The sequence below is a fragment of the Pseudohaliea sp. genome (assembly GCF_040217025.1).
Lineage (GTDB): Bacteria > Pseudomonadota > Gammaproteobacteria > Pseudomonadales > Halieaceae > Pseudohaliea.
The window spans coordinates 532,598-549,201 of the sequence record NZ_JAVJOA010000010.1 but is presented as its reverse complement, the minus strand read 5'-3'; the positions used below and the strand labels follow the sequence as shown (position 1 = coordinate 549,201).

General features: G+C 69.3%; 11 protein-coding genes. 8 read left to right on the top strand and 3 right to left on the bottom strand.

The features are described from left to right. The first annotated feature begins 9 nt into the window (after nt 1-9). The 3 genes from RKE50_RS13880 to RKE50_RS13870 are packed head-to-tail and all read left to right on the top strand — an operon-like array spanning nt 10 to nt 6,376. Nucleotides 10-3,300, top strand: coding sequence for a VPS10 domain-containing protein (locus RKE50_RS13880; protein WP_350037269.1), 3,291 nt, complete (start codon nt 10-12; stop codon nt 3,298-3,300). Then, entirely contained in the window at nt 3,297-5,381 is a 2,085-nt protein-coding gene (locus RKE50_RS13875) for a TonB-dependent receptor (RefSeq protein ID WP_350037267.1), read from the top strand. Before RKE50_RS13880 ends, RKE50_RS13875 begins: the two co-directional genes overlap by 4 nt. After that, entirely contained in the window at nt 5,378-6,376 is a 999-nt protein-coding gene (locus RKE50_RS13870) for a lipid A deacylase LpxR family protein (RefSeq protein WP_350037265.1), read from the top strand. Before RKE50_RS13875 ends, RKE50_RS13870 begins: the two co-directional genes overlap by 4 nt. A 63-nt stretch (nt 6,377-6,439) precedes the next feature. Here the strand turns inward: RKE50_RS13870 and RKE50_RS13865 are convergent, their stop codons facing one another. Beyond that, the gene (locus RKE50_RS13865) at nt 6,440-6,958 is read right to left on the bottom strand and encodes a fasciclin domain-containing protein (RefSeq protein WP_350037263.1); all 519 of its coding nucleotides are present in this window, start codon (nt 6,956-6,958) and stop codon (nt 6,440-6,442) included. A 182-nt stretch (nt 6,959-7,140) separates the two neighbouring features. Here RKE50_RS13865 and ppnN point away from each other — a divergent pair, with 182 nt between their 5' ends. After that, nucleotides 7,141-8,565 (top strand): nucleotide 5'-monophosphate nucleosidase PpnN, encoded by a 1,425-nt coding sequence (gene ppnN, locus RKE50_RS13860; protein WP_350037261.1) that lies wholly within the window; start codon nt 7,141-7,143, stop codon nt 8,563-8,565. Next, complete coding sequence (cuyB, locus tag RKE50_RS13855) at nt 8,562-9,302, top strand: cysteate racemase (RefSeq protein ID WP_350037259.1); 741 nt, start codon at nt 8,562-8,564, stop codon at nt 9,300-9,302. Before ppnN ends, cuyB begins: the two co-directional genes overlap by 4 nt. Here cuyB and RKE50_RS13850 read toward each other — a convergent pair. After that, nucleotides 9,299-9,838, bottom strand: coding sequence for a peptidylprolyl isomerase (locus RKE50_RS13850; protein ID WP_350037257.1), 540 nt, complete (start codon nt 9,836-9,838; stop codon nt 9,299-9,301). The genes cuyB and RKE50_RS13850 overlap by 4 nt on opposite strands. 5 nt (nt 9,839-9,843) lie before the next feature. Then, nucleotides 9,844-10,470, bottom strand: a complete 627-nt coding sequence (locus tag RKE50_RS13845) for a helix-turn-helix domain-containing protein (protein ID WP_350037255.1) — start codon at nt 10,468-10,470, stop codon at nt 9,844-9,846. A 190-nt stretch (nt 10,471-10,660) separates the two neighbouring features. Between RKE50_RS13845 and RKE50_RS13840 the strand changes: the two genes are divergently transcribed. Genes RKE50_RS13840 through RKE50_RS13830 form a run of 3 tightly spaced genes read left to right on the top strand, consistent with a single transcriptional unit; the run spans nt 10,661 to nt 16,570 of the window. Next, on the top strand, nt 10,661-12,886 hold the full coding sequence (locus RKE50_RS13840) for a TonB-dependent receptor (RefSeq protein WP_350037253.1): 2,226 nt from the start codon (nt 10,661-10,663) through the stop codon (nt 12,884-12,886). Between the two features lies 1 nt (nt 12,887). After that, nucleotides 12,888-14,906 carry a hydantoinase/oxoprolinase family protein gene (locus RKE50_RS13835; protein ID WP_350037251.1) on the top strand — a complete coding sequence of 673 codons (2,019 nt, stop codon included), beginning with the start codon at nt 12,888-12,890 and terminating at the stop codon, nt 14,904-14,906. Further along, the gene (locus RKE50_RS13830) at nt 14,903-16,570 is read left to right on the top strand and encodes a hydantoinase B/oxoprolinase family protein (RefSeq protein ID WP_350037249.1); all 1,668 of its coding nucleotides are present in this window, start codon (nt 14,903-14,905) and stop codon (nt 16,568-16,570) included. The genes RKE50_RS13835 and RKE50_RS13830 overlap by 4 nt, the downstream gene beginning before the upstream one ends. Nucleotides 16,571-16,604 lie beyond the last annotated feature (34 nt).

Genomic DNA, 16,604 nt, shown 5'->3' with positions numbered 1-16,604 from the left:
AACAACAGCATGATTCGACGTTTCGCCACCGCCTTTTCGCTCACCTGCCTGGTCGCGGCTTCGCCGATATCCGGCGCGGCTGAAGCTAAAGAAGCGACAGGCGAGGCTGCCGAGAAGAATCCCTTCGCCGGCCTCGCCTGGCGCAACATCGGCCCGGCCTTCATGTCCGGCCGCATCGCCGATGTCGCCTGGGACCCGACGGACCACAGCGTGTGGTACGTGGGCGTGGGCTCCGGCGGTGTGTGGAAGACGACCAATGCGGGCACCACCTGGACGCCGGTGTTTGACGACCAGCCCGTCTATTCCATCGGTTCCGTCGCTGTCGACCCGGGCAACCCGAGCCGGGTCTGGGTCGGCACCGGCGAGAACGTCGGCGGCCGTCACGTCGGCTTCGGTGACGGCATCTACCGCTCCGATGACGGCGGCAAGAGCTGGCAGAACATGGGCCTGGCCGAGTCCGAGCACATCTCTACCATCGTCGTGCACCCGGAAGACCCGGCTACGGTCTGGGTCGCCGTGCAGGGGCCGCTCTGGTCCCCCGGCGGCGAACGTGGCCTCTACATGACCACGGACGGTGGCGAGACCTGGGAGAAGACCCTGGGCGGGGGCGAGTGGACCGGGGTCACCGACTTGGTCATCGACCCGCGCAACCCGGACGTGCTCTACGCCGCTACCTGGCAGCATCACCGCACGGTGGCCGCCTACATGGGCGGCGGGCCGGAGAGCGGGCTGCATCGCTCCGAGGACGGCGGCCGCAGCTGGACGCGCCTCGCTAAGGGCCTGCCGGAAGGCAACATGGGCAAGATCGGCCTCGCCATCTCGCCCCAGGATCCGGACGTTGTCTATGCCGCCATCGAGCTCGACCGCCGCACCGGGGGTGTCTGGCGCTCCGCCGACCGCGGCGCATCCTGGGAGAAGGGCGCCGATGCGGTCGCCGGCGGCACCGGCCCGCACTACTACCAGGAGCTCTATGCCAGCCCGCACCGTTTCGACGAGCTCTACCTCGTCGGCGTGCGCGTGCAGAAGTCCACGGATGGTGGCAAGACCTTCGAGACCATGGCGACGCAGACGCAGCACAGCGATATCCACGCCATCAATTTCCACCCCGAGGATCCGGAGTACCTGATGATGGGTACGGACGGCGGCCTCTACGAGAGCTGGGACCGCGGCGAGACCTGGCGCTTCGTGGCCAACCTGCCTGTCACCCAGTACTACAAGCTGGCGCTCGATGACAGCGAGCCCTTCTACAATATCTATGGTGGCACTCAGGACAACAACACCCAGGGCGGCCCCGCGCGCACCGACAACGTGCACGGCATCCGCAATGCAGACTGGAAAGTCGTGCTCGGCGCGGACGGCCACCAGCCGGCCACGGAGCCCGGCAATCCGGACATTCTCTACGCCGAGTGGCAGCAGGGGAACCTGAACCGCGTCGACCTCACTACCGGCGAAACGGTCTACATCCAGCCGCAGCCGGCGCCCGGCGACCCGCCGGAGCGTTTCAACTGGGACTCGCCGATCCTGGTCAGCCCGCACAAGCCGACCCGTCTCTACTACGCCTCGCAGCGCGTCTGGCGCTCGGAGGACCGCGGCGACAGCTGGACGGCGGTTTCCGGCGACCTCACCCGCGACGAGAAGCGGGTCGACCTGCCGCTCATGGAGCAGACCTGGGGCTGGGATGCGCCCTGGGACCTGTTTGCCATGTCCATGTACAACACCATCACGTCCCTGGCCGAGTCGCCGCTCGTCGAGGGGCTGCTCTACGCGGGCACCGACGACGGCCTGATTGCCGTTTCCGAAGACGGTGGTGAAAACTGGCGGCGGCTGGAGGTCAGCAAGCTCCCCGGGGTACCGGAACGCGCCTTCGTCAACGATATCCGCGCCGACCTGCACGACCCGGACACGGTCTACGTCGCCCTCGACAACCACAAGTACGGGGACTTCGCGCCCTACCTGCTGGTGAGCCGGGACCGCGGCAAGAGCTGGAAGAGCATTGCCGGCGACCTCCCCGACAAGCATCTCGTCTGGCGCCTGGTGCAGGACCACGTGCGCCCGGAGCTGCTGTTCGCGGCCACGGAGTTCGGCGTTTTCTTCACCATCGACGCGGGCGGCAGCTGGCACGAGCTCGACGGCAACATGCCGACGATCCCGCTGCGTGACATCCAGATCCAGCGCCGCGAGAACGACCTGGTGGCAGCGAGCTTCGGCCGCGGCTTCTTCGTGCTCGACGACTACACGCCGCTGCGCGAGCTGAGCCCGGAGATGCTCGAGGCCGAGGCGACCCTGTTCACGCCGCGCGATGCGGACTGGTACCACGAGCGCGGTGTGCTCGGTTCCACCCGCCGGGGCAGCCAGGGCGATGCGCTCTACGTCGCCGACAACCCGCCCTTCGGCGCGGTGCTGACCTACCACCTCGCGGAGGGTTTCAAGAGCCGCGAGGCGAAGCGCCAGGCCGCGGAGAAGGCCCGCCGGGAGGCCGGCAAGGCGATCACCTTCCCCGCCTGGGAGGCGCTCGAGGCCGAGCGCCGCGAGGCGGCCCCCGCGCTCGAACTGGTTATCCGCGACGCCGGCGGTACGGTGATCCGCCGGGTGCCGGCGCCCGCGGAGAAAGGCTTCCACCGCGTGGCCTGGGACCTCCGCCACCCCTACCGGGGTTCCATCGAGACCCCGGAGAACTGGCAGGGGCTGCCGCCGAAGGGCTTCCTGGTGGCGCCCGGCGAGTACAGCGCCGAGCTGGTCCTCGAGGAAAACGGGGAGACCCGCGCGCTGGCCGGACCGGTCAGCTTCGCCGTGGAGCGGCTCTACGAGGGGGCGCTCGAGGGCGCGCCCATGGCGGAAGTGCACGCGTTCTGGCAGGAGGTTGCCGCCGTGGAAGGCCAGCTGAGCGCCGCGCGCTACGCTCTCGAAGATGCCGTCGAGACCGTCGAGGCGATGCAGACCGCGCTGGCGAAGACGCCCGCGGCCCCCGGCGAACTCGACGCGAAGCTGCACGACCTGCGCCGGCGTCTCTACGACCTCGACCAGGGGCTCAACGGCCATCGTTCGAAGCAGGCCATCGGCGCCGACGAGGTGCACCGGGTCGGCAACTGGCTGTCCCACGCCAAGATGGGTGTGAGCGGCTCCAGCTACGGGCCGACACCGGCGCACCGGCAGTCCCTCGGCTACGCCCGCGAGGCCCTGGCGCCGCTGCGCGAGCAGCTCAACGGCATCCTCGACACGGAGCTGCCCGCCCTGCGCGCGGCGCTCCTGGAGGCCGGCGCTCCCTGGAGCACCGGCCAGGTCGTCCCGGCCGGGGAGTGACCGGTAACCGCCGCCGCCGGCACGCCAGCGGGGTGCGCTGGCTGGCCCTTGCCGGTCTCTGCGCGGCGGCGGCTTCCCCGGTTGCCGCGAAGAGCGCACCGGCAGCGCCGGTGCTCGAGGTCGTGGCGGTGACCGCGCAGCGCCTCGCCTCCCCGGCCCGCAGCGCCAGCGTTGCGGTGAGCCGCCGGGTTCCGGCCGCCGCCAGCGAAACCGCCCCGGTGCTGCCGTCGGACCTGTTCCGCGGCATGCCCGGTACCTTCGTCCAGCAGACCACCCCGGGGCAGGGGATTCCCATCGTCCGCGGCCTCAAGGGCAGCCAGGTACTGCACCTCGTGGACGGCTTCCGCCTGAACAATGCGTTCTACCGCAGTTCGCCGAACCAGTACCTGGGCCTGGTGCCGACGGCCGGCATCGCCAGCGTCGAGGTGGCCCGCGGCGCCGTGGCGACGCTCTACGGCAGTGACGCCATGGGCGGCGCGGTGCAGGTCGTGACCCGCCCGCCGGCTTTCGACCGGCCCCTGACGGCCTTCGGCCGTGCCGCCTGGGTGTCCAGCGACAACGGCCGCCAGGGCACCGGCGGTGTCGCCTGGGGCGACGGAGACAACGCCGTGGAACTGGCGGCGCAGTGGGTGGACATCGACGACCGGGAGACCGGGGGCGGCGAAACGGTCGTGCCCAGCGGCTACGAGAGCCGGGGCATCAATCTCATGACCCGCCACCGGCTGGCGGGTGACGGCGAGTGGCGCCTGCTGGCCCAGCACCTGGAGCAGCCCTCGACACCGCGCGTCGACGAGCTGGTGCCGGGCTACGGGCAGGACGACCCCTCGTCCTCCCTGTTCGAGTTCTCGCCGAATGTTCGCTCCTTCCTCGGCCTCGTGCTGGAACCCGCCGTGGACCGGCCCTGGGCCGACCAGGCGCGGCTGCAGGTGGGCTGGCAGCGTATCGACGATGACCGCAAGACCCGCGATTTCGGCAGCCCGCTCACGTTCACGGAGCAGAACCGCAGCGATCTGTACAGTGCGTCGCTGGTGCTGGCGAAGCGCTGGTCCGGCGCGCACCGTACCCGCTACGGGATGGACCTGACCCATGACCGGGTGCACAGCGCGCGGCAGGTTGCGGCGGGCGATCGTGAGCCGGCGGTTGTCGGCGCGCGCTTCCCGGACGGGTCGACGCTGTCGAGTGGCGCGCTATTCCTCACCCACGCCTGGACACCCGCGCCGGGGACGAGCATCGAGCTCGGCGGCCGCTACAGCCGCTACCGCGTGGAGCTCGCCGCGACGGCCGTGGATCCGGGCGCACGGCTCGAGCCCGACGACCTCAGCCTGCAGCTGGGCCTGCGCCAGGAACTGGGCGGGGGTTTCGCCCTGCTGGCGAATGTCGCCGAGGGCTTCCGCGTGCCCAACATCTTCGACCTCGGCACCCTCGGCCCGCGGCCGGGCAATCGTTTCAATGTCGCCAACAGCGGCCTCGGGCCGGAAACGGTGCTCAGTTCGGATATCGGCCTGCGCTGGGAGGGCGGGGCCGCCCGTGCGGAGCTGGTTTTCTTTCGCCTCGACTACGAGAACCGCATCACCAGCGTCGAGACCGGCGAGCTGACCCCCACGGGCCGCATCGTCGTCACCAGCGAGAACATCGGCCGCTCCCGGCTCCACGGCGCCGAGCTGGGCCTGCGCGCGCAGCTGTCGCCGCGTCTCGCCCTGGACGCCACGGCGAACTGGACCCGCGGCGAGGACCGGCCCGGTGACGGCACCACGGTACCCGGCGACCGCATTCCCCCGCTCAATGGCCGCCTCGCCCTGGCCTGGGATCCAGCGGGTCCCTGGCGCGGCCGCGCGGTACTGCAGTTCGCGGCAGAGCAGGACCGGCTCAGCCCGCGCGACGTCAGCGACCCGCGCATCGACCCGAACGGCACCGACGGCTGGGCCGCCTGGCACCTGCGCGCGGAGCGAGACCTGGGTGAGCGCTGGACCGTGACCGTCGGCCTCGACAACGTGCTCGATACCCGTTACCGGGAGCACGGCTCGGGTCTGGACGCGCCGGGCCGGGGGCTTGCCCTCGCCGTTGAAGCAGCCCTGCCGTGAGTGCAAGGTCCGCGCCGCCGACCGGGCGGGCGCTCCTCCTCGCCTGCCTGGCTGCGGTCGCCGCCGGCGGAGCGCCGCGGGCCGCCGACGACGAGGGCGCCTGGGGGCTCGTGGTCGAAAACGATGTCTTCAGCGACACCGACCGCCACTACACCAACGGCATCCGCCTCGGGCGGATCCTGCCGCGCAACGTCACGCCGGACTGGCTGCGCGATACGTCGGACCGCACCGGGCTGTTTCCGGCGGAAGCCGAGTACCGCACGGTGCTCAGCGTCGGCCAGAACATGTACACACCGCGCGACATCACCCTGGACCCGCCGGACCCGGCGGACCGGCCCTACGCCGGCTGGCTCTACGCCACCGCCGGCATCAGCGGACGCAGCGAGCGCCAGCTGAACAGCCTGGAGCTGTCCCTGGGCGTCGTCGGCCCCGCTTCCCTCGCCGGGCCGACGCAGGACTGGTTCCACCAGCTCATCGGCTCGGATGACCCGCAGGGCTGGGAGTACCAGCTCGAGAACGAACCGGCGGTGATGGCGACCTACCAGCGGCGCTGGAACATGACGCCGAGACCCGTGGGACCCTTCGAGGTCACGCTGTCGCCGCACGGCGGCTTTGCCCTGGGCAACGTGTTCACCTACGCGAACTTCGGCGCGAGCCTGCTGTTCGGGGACGATATCGCCGACCAGTTCGGTCCGCCGCGGATACAGCCGTCAGTGCCCGGGGCGGGCCTGGTGGAGGCGAGTGACCGGGGCTGGTATCTCTACGCCAGCATCGAGGCACGCGCGGTCGCGCAGAATATCTTTCTCGATGGCAATACCTTCCACGATAGCGCGAGCGTCGAGAAGCTGCCGCTGGTCGGTGACCTCCAGGTCGGTGCCGTGGCCAGCTTCCGCGGCTTCCAGCTGGCCTACACGCACGTGTTCCGCAGCGATGAGTTCGAGGGACAGCGGGACAACGCGAGCTTCGGCGCTTTCAGCGTCCTGGTGGCGTTCTAGCCGCCGTCGGCGGGAGAGCGCGGCCTCCACCGGGAGGCCGCGGCAGGGGTGGGGCGCAACGCGCTACTTCGAGGGCAGCAGGACCGCATCGATGACGTGGATCACGCCGTTCTCCGCTTCGATGTCGGTCTTGATGACTTCCGCGCCGTCGATCATTACGCGGCCGTCTTCGGTGCTGATGCTGACATCACCGCCCTGGACGGTCGTGGCGCTGGACAGCTCCACCACGTCGCTGGCGTAGACCGCGCCGGGGATGACGTGATAGGTCAGCACGGCGGTCAGCTGCGCCTTGTTGGCGGGCGCGAGGAGGCTCTCGACCGTGCCGTCGGGCAGCGCGGCGAAGGCCGCGTTCGTGGGCGCGAAGACCGTGAACGGGCCCTCGCCCTGGAGCGTCTCGACCAGGCCGGCCGCTTTCAGGGCTGCGACCAGCGTGCTGAAGTCCTCGTTGCCGGCGGCGATCTCGACGATGTCGGGGGTGGCTTCGTCGGTCGTGCCCGCGTGGTGGTCGGCAAGGGCGGGACCTGCTGCGACCAGCGCCAGCGCGGCGGCCGGTGCAAGGAGAATCCGTTTCGCGATGTTCATGGCTGTTCCTCCGATAGGTTTTTCGATGTGCGTGCGCTGCGTGTTTCGCGACACTGCCTGAAGTGGTACTCCCCGGGTGGCGCTTCGGCCCACCCGCCGGTTGCGACAAAAGATGGTCACTATTGCCGGTGCCGCAGCCACAGCGGGGTTCGCGGTAATAATCGGCGTATATACTGGGCGCCATGAACGAAGACGAACTCAGCCCGCCGCCCGGCACCGCCCCGCGTGTGGTGCGCGCTTCCGTGCGCCCCCTGCAGACGCTCGACCTGCTGTCCCGGCGCGAGATGGCCAGCCTCGCCAACGCCGACGCGTCCAGCCACGAGCTGTTCCGCCGCTGCGCCCTGGCCATCCTCAACACGGACGGCGGCACGGACGATGCCCGCGCCGTCTACGATGCCTACCGCGACTTCGCCATCGAGGTGGTGCCGGAGCCGCGGGGCCTCCAGCTGGTGCTGAGCAACGCACCGGCGCAGGCCTTTGTCGACGGCCGCATGATTGCCGGTATCCGCAGTCACCTGTTCGCGGCGCTGCGCGACATCATTTTCACGGAGCACAAGCTCGCCGAGCAGCAGGCCTTCGACCTAGCGACCCCCGACGGCATCACCGACGCCGTGTTCCGGATCCTGCGCAATGCCAACGTGGTGCGCAGCAACCTGCAGCCGCGCCTCGTGGTGTGCTGGGGCGGGCACTCGATTCCCCGGGGGGAATACGATTATTCGAAGACTGTCGGCTACTCCCTCGGGCTGCGCGGCTTCGATATCTGCACCGGTTGCGGTGCCGGCGCCATGAAGGGGCCCATGAAAGGGGCCGCCATCGCCCACGCGAAGCAGCTGAACCGCGATGGCCGCTTCATCGGTGTTTCCGAGCCGGGGATCATCGCCGCGGAATCGCCCAACGCGATCGTCAACGAGCTGGTGATCCTGCCGGACATCGAAAAACGGCTGGAAGCCTTCGTGCGCATCGCCCACGGCCTCGTCGTCTTTCCCGGTGGCGTCGGCACCGCCGAGGAAATCCTGTTCCTCCTCGGCATCAAGCTGCACCCGGACAACGCCGGCGTCGAGCTGCCGCTCATCTTCACCGGGCCCGCCGAGAGCGCCAGCTATTTCCGCGACATCGACCGCTTCCTGCGCGCCACGCTGGGGGACGAGGTCGCCGAGCACTACGAGATCATCACCGGCGATGCGCCGGCGGTGGCGCGGGCCATGAAGCGCGCCGTGAAAGAGGTGCGCCGCCAGCGCATCGAGCGCAGCGAGTCCTTCAGTTTCCACTGGAAGCTGCACATCCCGCAGGAACTGCAGCAGCCCTTCGTGCCCAGCCACGAGAACATGGCGGCCCTGGCCCTGCACCGGGACCAGCCGCGGCACGTGCTCATCGCCGAGCTGCGCCGGGCCTTCTCGGGCATCGTCGCCGGCAACGTCAAGGACTTCGGCGTGCGCGCCGTAGAGCATTACGGGCCCTTCTGCCTGTACGGCGAGGGCGACGTGGTGGCGGGACTGGGCCAGCTGCTCGAGGCCTTCGTGAGCCAGGGGCGCATGCGCATCGACCCGTCCACCTACCGGCCCTGCTTCCGCTTCGGCGGGCCGCGCCCGGAGGAAGCGGCGTCGTGACTGCCCGCCCCACCGTGGGCGTGCTCGGCGGCCTGGGTCCTGCGGCAACGGTGGATTTCATGGCCCGGCTGATCGCGTCGACGCCGGCACCGTCGGACCAGGAGCACCTCCGCCTCCTCGTCGACCACAACCCGGCTGTGCCCAACCGTCACGGTACCATCGCCGGCCGAGCGGCCGGCGTCGGCCCGGCGCTCGCGGCCATGGCCCGGGGCCTTGAGCGCGCGGGAGCCGACGTGCTGGTGATGGTGTGCAACACGGCGCACGCCTGGGAAGATGACATCCGCGCCGCGGTGACGGTGCCCTTCCTGTCCATCATCGACGCGACCGTCGATGCGCTTGACGCCGGCGGGCCCCGCCGGATCGGGGTGATGGCCGCGGACGGCTGTCTCGAGGCCGGCCTCTACCAGCGCGCGCTCGCCGCCCGGGGCTGCGAACCCGTGCTCTGGCGACCGCCCGAGCAGGCGGCGTTCATGGCCCTGGTCTACCGCATCAAGGCCGGGGAGCGCGGCGCTGAACTGACCGCTGCCATGGCGGCGCTGGCCGACAGCCTGGCGGTGCAGGGTGCCGAGGCGCTGATTGCCGCCTGCACGGAGATACCGCTGGTGCTCACCCCGGACGACGCGCCGCTCCCCGTCTTCGTGTCCACGGACCTCCTGGTGTCGCGCACCCTGGCGTTCGCCGGCATTGCGCAGGGCGCCGGCGACGGGGCGCTGGAGGAGAGCGAGAGAGACCGCTAGGCGGGTTTTGCAGCGACCGATGGATCGATGACGGACACGTCGAGGATCGGCACGGGGTGTTTCAGGAGCCCGCCGGCCTCGGCGAGGTCGTGGGCACGGCGTATCACCGCCCGGCCCGCAACGACTCGGCCGAAGGGGGCAAAGCCCTCCCCGTCCGGGTGCCGCGCTCCCCCGTAATCGAGCGACGGCTCCGCCTGCACACACACGAAGAAGCTGCCGTAGAGCTCGCCCGGCGCAAAGCGCGCGGCGGACACGGTCCAGGGTTCGTGGCGGAGGCCGCTGACCGCCGTGCTCTCGTGGACGATCCGCTGCCGCTCCTCGTCGAGGCCGCGCGCGGTCCCGAACTGCACGGCATCGATCATCGCGCCGGCGTCGGTGGCGCTTAGCTCGCTGGACAGAACGCGGAAGATGCTGCCGCCGCTGAGCCGGCCGCGGCACACCTGGTCCAGGAAATAGGCGGTGGTGACGGGGGCCTGTGCGGTGGCCAGGGCGATGCGAACGGTGCCGAGCGCCGTCTCGATGCGGAGCTCAGACACCGGCGTCAGCTCTCGTCCGACCTTTCCGGGGGCAGCAGCGCGGGTGTTCCCACCCACAGCAGCGTGGCCTCCTCGCTGCCACTGTTGCGCATGCTGTGGTCCAGCTGCGTGTTGATGTGGGTCGAATCGCCGGCGCCCAGGGTGAAGTGCTTGCCGTCGATATCCAGCTCGATTTCCCCGCTCAGGATGAAGAACAGGTCCTCCCCCTCGTCCCGGTGCACGGCCGGGAGCTCGATACCCGGCGGCACGGTCATGAGCAGGGCGCCCAGGCGCTGGTTCGGAATGTTCGCATTCATCACCCGGTACTGCACCGGCGAATCCAGTTCCAGGTAGCGCGGCTCGTCGGCCCGGCTGACCAGCGTCGCGGCAGCGGGGGGCGAGATGAAGTAGTGGATATCCGTGTCCAGCGCGCGGGCGATATTGATCAGGGAGACGATCGACGGTGTCGCCTTGCCGCGCTCGGCCTGCGACAGGAAAGCGGCGGACAATTCTGCCCGCTGCGCCAGCTCCTGCAGCGTCAGACCCTGCTCGAGGCGCTTCGCCTTGAGCAGGCCGCCGATGGAGCGGCGCACGTGGCGGCCCGTTTTCTCCGGGGTTGCCTTGTCCGCTTTCGTTTTTCCGGCTTGTCGCACGGTGGCTCCTTGGCGCCGGGGGCGCGATTCAATGTTTATAGCATATCAAAAAAGATTGACATGGTTAAAAATTTAACTCACCTTTCGAAGCAAGGGGGCCAGGCCTCCGGCGCGGGCACCGGTGCCGCCGTCGCCCGGAAAGCGAGCCCGCGACACGACAAAGCGAACGGCTTCCAGGGGAGCAAAAACCATGCACAAGCAGAGCAGCAACAGGCAGCGCCGCCTCATCGTCAGTGCCCTCGCGGCGGTGCTGACCCCGCCGGCCCTGGCCCAGGGTGCGGCCAGTGATGAACCGGTCATGCTTGAAGAGGTCATCGTCACCGCGCGGCGTCGCGAGGAAACACTGCAGGCCGCGCCCTACGCGGTGACCGCGTTTTCCGCGGAAACGCTGCAGGATGCCAACATCCAGCGCATGGAGGACTTCGTCTCCCTGACGCCCAACGTCACGCTCGCCACCTCCCAGGGCATCGGCACCAGCTTCCTCAGCATCCGCGGCCTGACCCAGGTACGCAACGGTGAGGCGCCGGTCGCCACGGTTATCGACGGCGTGCTGCAGTTCAGCGGCATCCAGTTCCGCCAGGAACTCTTCGACCTCGAGAGCGTGCAGGTGGTGAAGGGTCCCCAGGGGGCGATCTACGGCCGCAACGCCACGGGCGGCGCCATCATCATCAACACCAAGCGCCCTACCAACGAGGCGGACGGCTATGTCAGCGTGGGTACGGGGGCCGGTGACGAGTACCTCGTGGAGGGCTCCTACGGCGGTGCCATCGTCGAGAACCAGCTCTACGGACAGCTCTCCGGCCGCTACATCGACCGCGAGGGTTACCTCTACAACATCACCCGCCAGGAGAAGGCCGACCGCTTCGAGGACACGGTGGTGCGCGGCCGCCTGATCTGGGAGCCCAGCGACACGCTGAGCCTCGACTTCCGCGCCAGCATGGCACGCCACAAGGGTCGCGGCATCGGCTTCCAGTTCCAGGGCGTGGATCTCGCCGACGACAATATCACGGCCATCGGTTTCGGCACGGACACGGGTCCGATCGATGCGGACAACGTGCTGCCGGTGCGCGACAACAACCTCGACTACGGCGAGCGCGACATGGACGATTTCGCGCTCAAGGTGGACTGGGTCACCGACCTCGGTACGCTGACCGCCACCACCAGCTACACCGACCTCGAGGAGTGGTCCGATTCCGACCAGTTCCCCTACACGGCCGCGATGAGCCCGCCGGAACTGTTCGGCAATGACGGCACCCAGACCGGCTGGTTCGACATCGAGGCCTGGAGCCAGGAGGTGCGCTTCCGCTCGCCCGACGACCAGGCGCTTCGCTGGGAGATCGGCGCCTACTACCTCGACTGGGACCGCTTCGTGTCGCTGTCGACGGGTGTCGATACCGGCGCCGGCATCATCCGCCTCGAGCGCGAGCCGACCAGCGATCCCAGCAACCCGACGACCTCCTTCCTCGCCGACGACAACAGCAACGAGGCCATGGCGGTGTTCGGCCAGGTGAATGCGGACCTCGGCGAGCACTTCGAGCTCTCGACTGCGCTCCGCTACGACGAGGAAAAGCGCCAGCAGGACGTTTCGCCGCTGCAGTTCCCGGCGGGTGAGCCGGGGGCGCGCAACGAGGAAACCTTCGACATGTGGCAGCCCAAGGTCACGCTGCGCTACCGGCCCACGGACCAGCACAACCTCTATGCCACCTGGGGCCGCGGCTTCCGCAGCGGCCAGTTCAACCAGAACGGTATCTCGGACGTGGCCGAGTCCGTCGGCCTGGTCGGCATCACCGACGTGGTCGACCAGGAGGAGTCCGAGTCCTTCGAGGTCGGCTACAAGGGGCTGTTCCTGGACGACCGGCTGCGCCTCGTGGCGGCGGCCTTCAGCACCAAGGTGGAGGGGCAGCACTTTTTCTCCTTCATCGGCGCCGTGAGCGCGCAGATCCTGACCAGCATCGACGAGGTGCAGCTCTACGGCGGCGAGCTCGAGCTCAATTACCGCGTCAACCAGTACCTCGACCTGTACGCCGCCTACGGTTTCACGGACAGCGAGATCGAGGAATACGCGGTCGACCCCTCCGTGGAGGGCAATGACGCGCCCTACATCGCCGACGAGACGATCAACATCGGCGGCCAGCTGGTGGCACCGTCGCCGCTCCCGGGCATCGACCTGTTCGCGCGGGTCGACTACGAGCGCCGCGGCAGCCAGTACTGGGACGTGCAGAATTCCACCGACCGCAGCCCGCTGGACTTCCTCAGCGTGCGGCTCGGTATCGAGGATGCCGACGAGAAATGGTCCGTCCTCTGGCAGCTGCAGAATGCGCTCGACGAGGAATACAACTCCGAGTGGGTCGCCGGCGGCTTCTCGGCGGCCGCACCGGGCCGGATCTGGAACCTTCGCCTGAGGTACAACTTCTGACATGACGCGCTACCAAGTCTCTGCAGATATCGGCGGCACCTTTACCGATATCGTCATCCAGCCCTCCGACGGGCCGGCCTTCGTGAACAAGGTGCCCACGACCCGGGAAAATCCCGCCGAAGGGGTGATCAACGGCATCTCCGGTGTGATCCCGGACCTGTCGGCCATCGACTACTTCGTTCACGGGACGACGGTCGGTCTCAACGCTTTCCTCGAGCGTCGCGGGGAGCGGGTGCTGCTGCTGACCACCCGCGGCGCGCGCGACAGCTACGTGATTGCCCGGGGCAACCGCGATGCGCTGTACGACCTGCGTTACCAGAAGCCCGGGCAGCTGGTGCCACGGCGCGATGTGCACGAGATCGGCGGTCGCCTGGCCTGGGACGGCAGCGAGCTCGAGCCGCTCTGCGAGGCGGACTTCGCGCCGATCGTTGAGAAAGTTCGTCAAGAAGGGGTCAACGCGGTCGCCGTTTGCTTCCTGCACAGCTACGCCTACCCGGCGCATGAACTGCGCGCCCGGGAGATCCTCCGCGAAGCGCTGCCGGGGGTGTCGATCTCCCTGTCCCACGAGGTGGCCCGGGAGTGGCGCGAGTACGAGCGCGCTTCCTCGGCGGTCATGAACGCCTACGTGGCACCGGTGGTCGAGCGCTACCTGCTGAGCCTGGAAGAGCAGCTGCGCGAGCGCGACATGAAGGCCGGCGTCCACATCATGCAGTCCAGCGGCGGCGTGGTCACGGCGGAAAGCGCCCGGGACAAGCCGGTGTACACGCTGCTGTCCGGACCGGTCGGCGGGACCATCGCCGGGACGGCGCTTTCGGAGCGGACCGGTCGCCAGAACCTGCTCTGCGTCGACATGGGGGGCACGTCCTTCGACCTCAGCCTCGTGGTCGACGGCAAGGCGTCCACGACCCTGGAGACGGAACTCGAGGGGCTGCCGCTGCTGATGTCCATCGTCGACATCCGCACCATCGGCACCGGCGGCGGTTCGATCGCCTGGCTGGACAAGGGCGCGGTCCGCGTCGGCCCGCACAGCGCCGGGTCCGTGCCGGGCCCTGCCTGCTACGGCAACGGCGGCACGGAGCCCACGGTCACCGATGCCAACCTGTACCTTGGCCGCCTGGGCGCGCGCTCGCTGCTCTCCGGCGAGATGTCCCTGGATGCCGGCGCCACGGCGAAGGCTATCGAGACCCTGGCAGCCGGTGCCGGTATGGAGCCGGAGCCCTTCGCCGAGGGTATCCTGGCGATCTCCAACGCGGCGATGGCGGATGCCATGCGCACGATCACCGTGAGCGAGGGCGTCGACCCCCGCGACTTCACCCTCGTCGCCTTCGGCGGCGCCGGCCCCATGGCGGCGGCGTTCCTGGCGGAGGAGCTGGATATTCGCGAGGTGCTCATCCCGCGTTTTCCCGGCACCTTCTCGGCCTGGGGCATGCTGCAGACGGACCTGCGCCGGGATGTCACGCTGTCGTTCTTCCGCGCCGCAGCCGGCGTGGACAGCGAGGAGCTCGAGGGGGCCTTTGCGGCGCTGGAGTCCGAGGGGCGGGACGCGGTGCTGGAAGAGGGCATCGAGGCCGGCAAGGCCCACTGCGAGCGCTCGGCGGATATGCGCTATGCCGGGCAGGAGTACACCATCAACATCCCCCTCGAGGCGGGCATTTCGGCCGGGGAACTGGCGCGTCGCTTCCACGAGACCCACCGGCAGCGCCACGGCCACGCCAGCCCGGCGGCACCGATCGAGTTCGTGAACCTGCGCGTTGCCGCCATCGGCGCCATCGGCAAGTACCGCGGTGAAGACGCGCCGGTGCGCGACGGCGACCCGTTGGCCGGCGAGCGCGAGGCCGTCTTCCGCGGCGAGCGCCACAGCACGGCGGTGCTGCTGCGCGACCGGCTCCGCGAGGGCTTCACCTTCGACGGCCCGGCGATCGTGGAAGAGCAGAGCGCGACCACGGTGATGCCGCCGGGCTGGACGCTCACCGTCGACCCCAAGGGCAATCTCCTGCTGAAGAAAGGAGCCAGCGCATGAGCAGCATCGACCCGATCACGACGGAGATCATCCGCAACGCCTTTGTCGCCATCGCCAGCGACATGAATGCGACGCTGATCCGCAGTGCCTTCACGCCGGTGATCTACGAGGGCAAGGACTGCTCCGTGGCACTCATCGACGAGCAGGGCGAGGTGCTCGGGCAGAGCCTGGGCCTGCCCCTGTTTCTCGGCAACCTCGAGATCTGCGTGAAGATCATGGCGGAGCGCTACGGCTGGGACTACTTCCAGGAAGGCGACGTGTTCTACATGAACGACTCGTACATGACGGGCACGCACCTGAACGACTCCACGATCATCATGCCCATCTTCTGGCGCGGCGAGCGCATCGGTTTCGCTGCCTCCCGCGCGCACTGGCTGGATGTCGGCGCCAAGGACCCGGGTACGCCCGTCGACTCCCGCGAGATCTACCAGGAGGGGACCCGCTGGGGGCCGACGCGACTCTATGACCGGGGGGAACCGCGGGAGGACGTGATCGAGCTGCTGCGCCTGAACAGCCGCTTCGGCGACGCCACCATCGGGGACCTGAACGCGCAGATCGCCGCCGGGCGCACGGGCGAGCAGCGGCTGAAGGCGCTCTTCGACCGCTTCGGCGCCGAGACGGTGCGCGCGGCGCGGGACGAGATCTACGCCCAGACCGAGGCCAAGGAGCGCGAGGCCATCGCCGCGCTGCCCGACGGCGAGTACACCGCCGAGGGCACCATCGACGACGACGGGCTCGGCAACGGGCCGGTTCCGGTCCGCCTGCGCCTGACAGTCGCGGGGAACGGCATGGCAATCGACCTGGCGGGCTCCGCCGCGCAGGCCGCGGGCCCGGTCAACTGCGGCCTGACGCAGACCGTGGCCGCCGCCCGCGTGGCCTACAAGCTGCTCATCTGCTCCGATGTTTCCCCGAACGGCGGTTCCTTCCGGGCCCTGGACGTCAGCGCGCCGGAAGCCTCGATCTTCAACGCCCAGGAACCGGCGCCCTGCGGCTGGTACTTCACGCCCCTCGGCCTGCTCATCGACCTGATCGTGAAGGCCCTCGCGCCGGTAATGCCGGAGCGTGCCGCCGGCGCGCACTACGGTGACTCCATGGTCATCACCATCGCCGGCACCGACCCCCGGCAGAACCACGCCCGCTACCTCATGATCGAGCCGACCACCGGCGGCTGGGGGGCCTTCGACGGCGGCGACGGGGCGAGCTCGCTCATCAACAACGTGAACGGCAGCTTCAAGGACCTGCCGATCGAGATCTTCGAGAGCAAGTATCCTCTACGGATCCTAGAGTACAGCATCCGCCAGGACTCCGGTGGCGCCGGGCGCTACCGCGGCGGCAACGGCACCTCGCGCAAATACCGGGTGGAGGCGGAGTCCTCGCTGTGGCTCTGGTTCGAGCGTTCGGACACGCCGGCCTGGGGGCTGTTCGGCGGAGGTGACGGCGAGAAGCCGGTGGTGCGCATCGAGCGTCCCGGCGAGGCGCCCGTGGAGTGCCTAAAGATCAACGACTTCTCGCTCCCGGTCGGCACCGTCATCCATTCCCTGACCGGCGGTGGCGGCGGCTACGGCGATGCGGCGCAGCGCGACCCGGAAGCGGTTCGCAACGATCTCCTCGACGGCTTCATCTCCGAGGAGCACGCCCGGTCGGTCTACGGCTACACGGACTGAGCGGTCGCCGCGCTACCCGTTGCGCAGGGGGCGC

Excerpts from the sequence above, each read along its gene's own strand:
- RKE50_RS13880 (WP_350037269.1), top strand. The coding sequence starts at position 10 with ATGATTCGACGTTTCGCCACCGCCTTTTCGCTCACCTGCCTGGTCGCG.
- RKE50_RS13865 (WP_350037263.1), bottom strand. The coding sequence starts at position 6,958 with ATGAACATCGCGAAACGGATTCTCCTTGCACCGGCCGCCGCGCTGGCG.
- ppnN (WP_350037261.1), top strand. The coding sequence starts at position 7,141 with ATGAACGAAGACGAACTCAGCCCGCCGCCCGGCACCGCCCCGCGTGTG.
- RKE50_RS13840 (WP_350037253.1), top strand. The coding sequence starts at position 10,661 with ATGCACAAGCAGAGCAGCAACAGGCAGCGCCGCCTCATCGTCAGTGCC.
- RKE50_RS13835 (WP_350037251.1), top strand. The coding sequence starts at position 12,888 with ATGACGCGCTACCAAGTCTCTGCAGATATCGGCGGCACCTTTACCGAT.
- RKE50_RS13830 (WP_350037249.1), top strand. The coding sequence starts at position 14,903 with ATGAGCAGCATCGACCCGATCACGACGGAGATCATCCGCAACGCCTTT.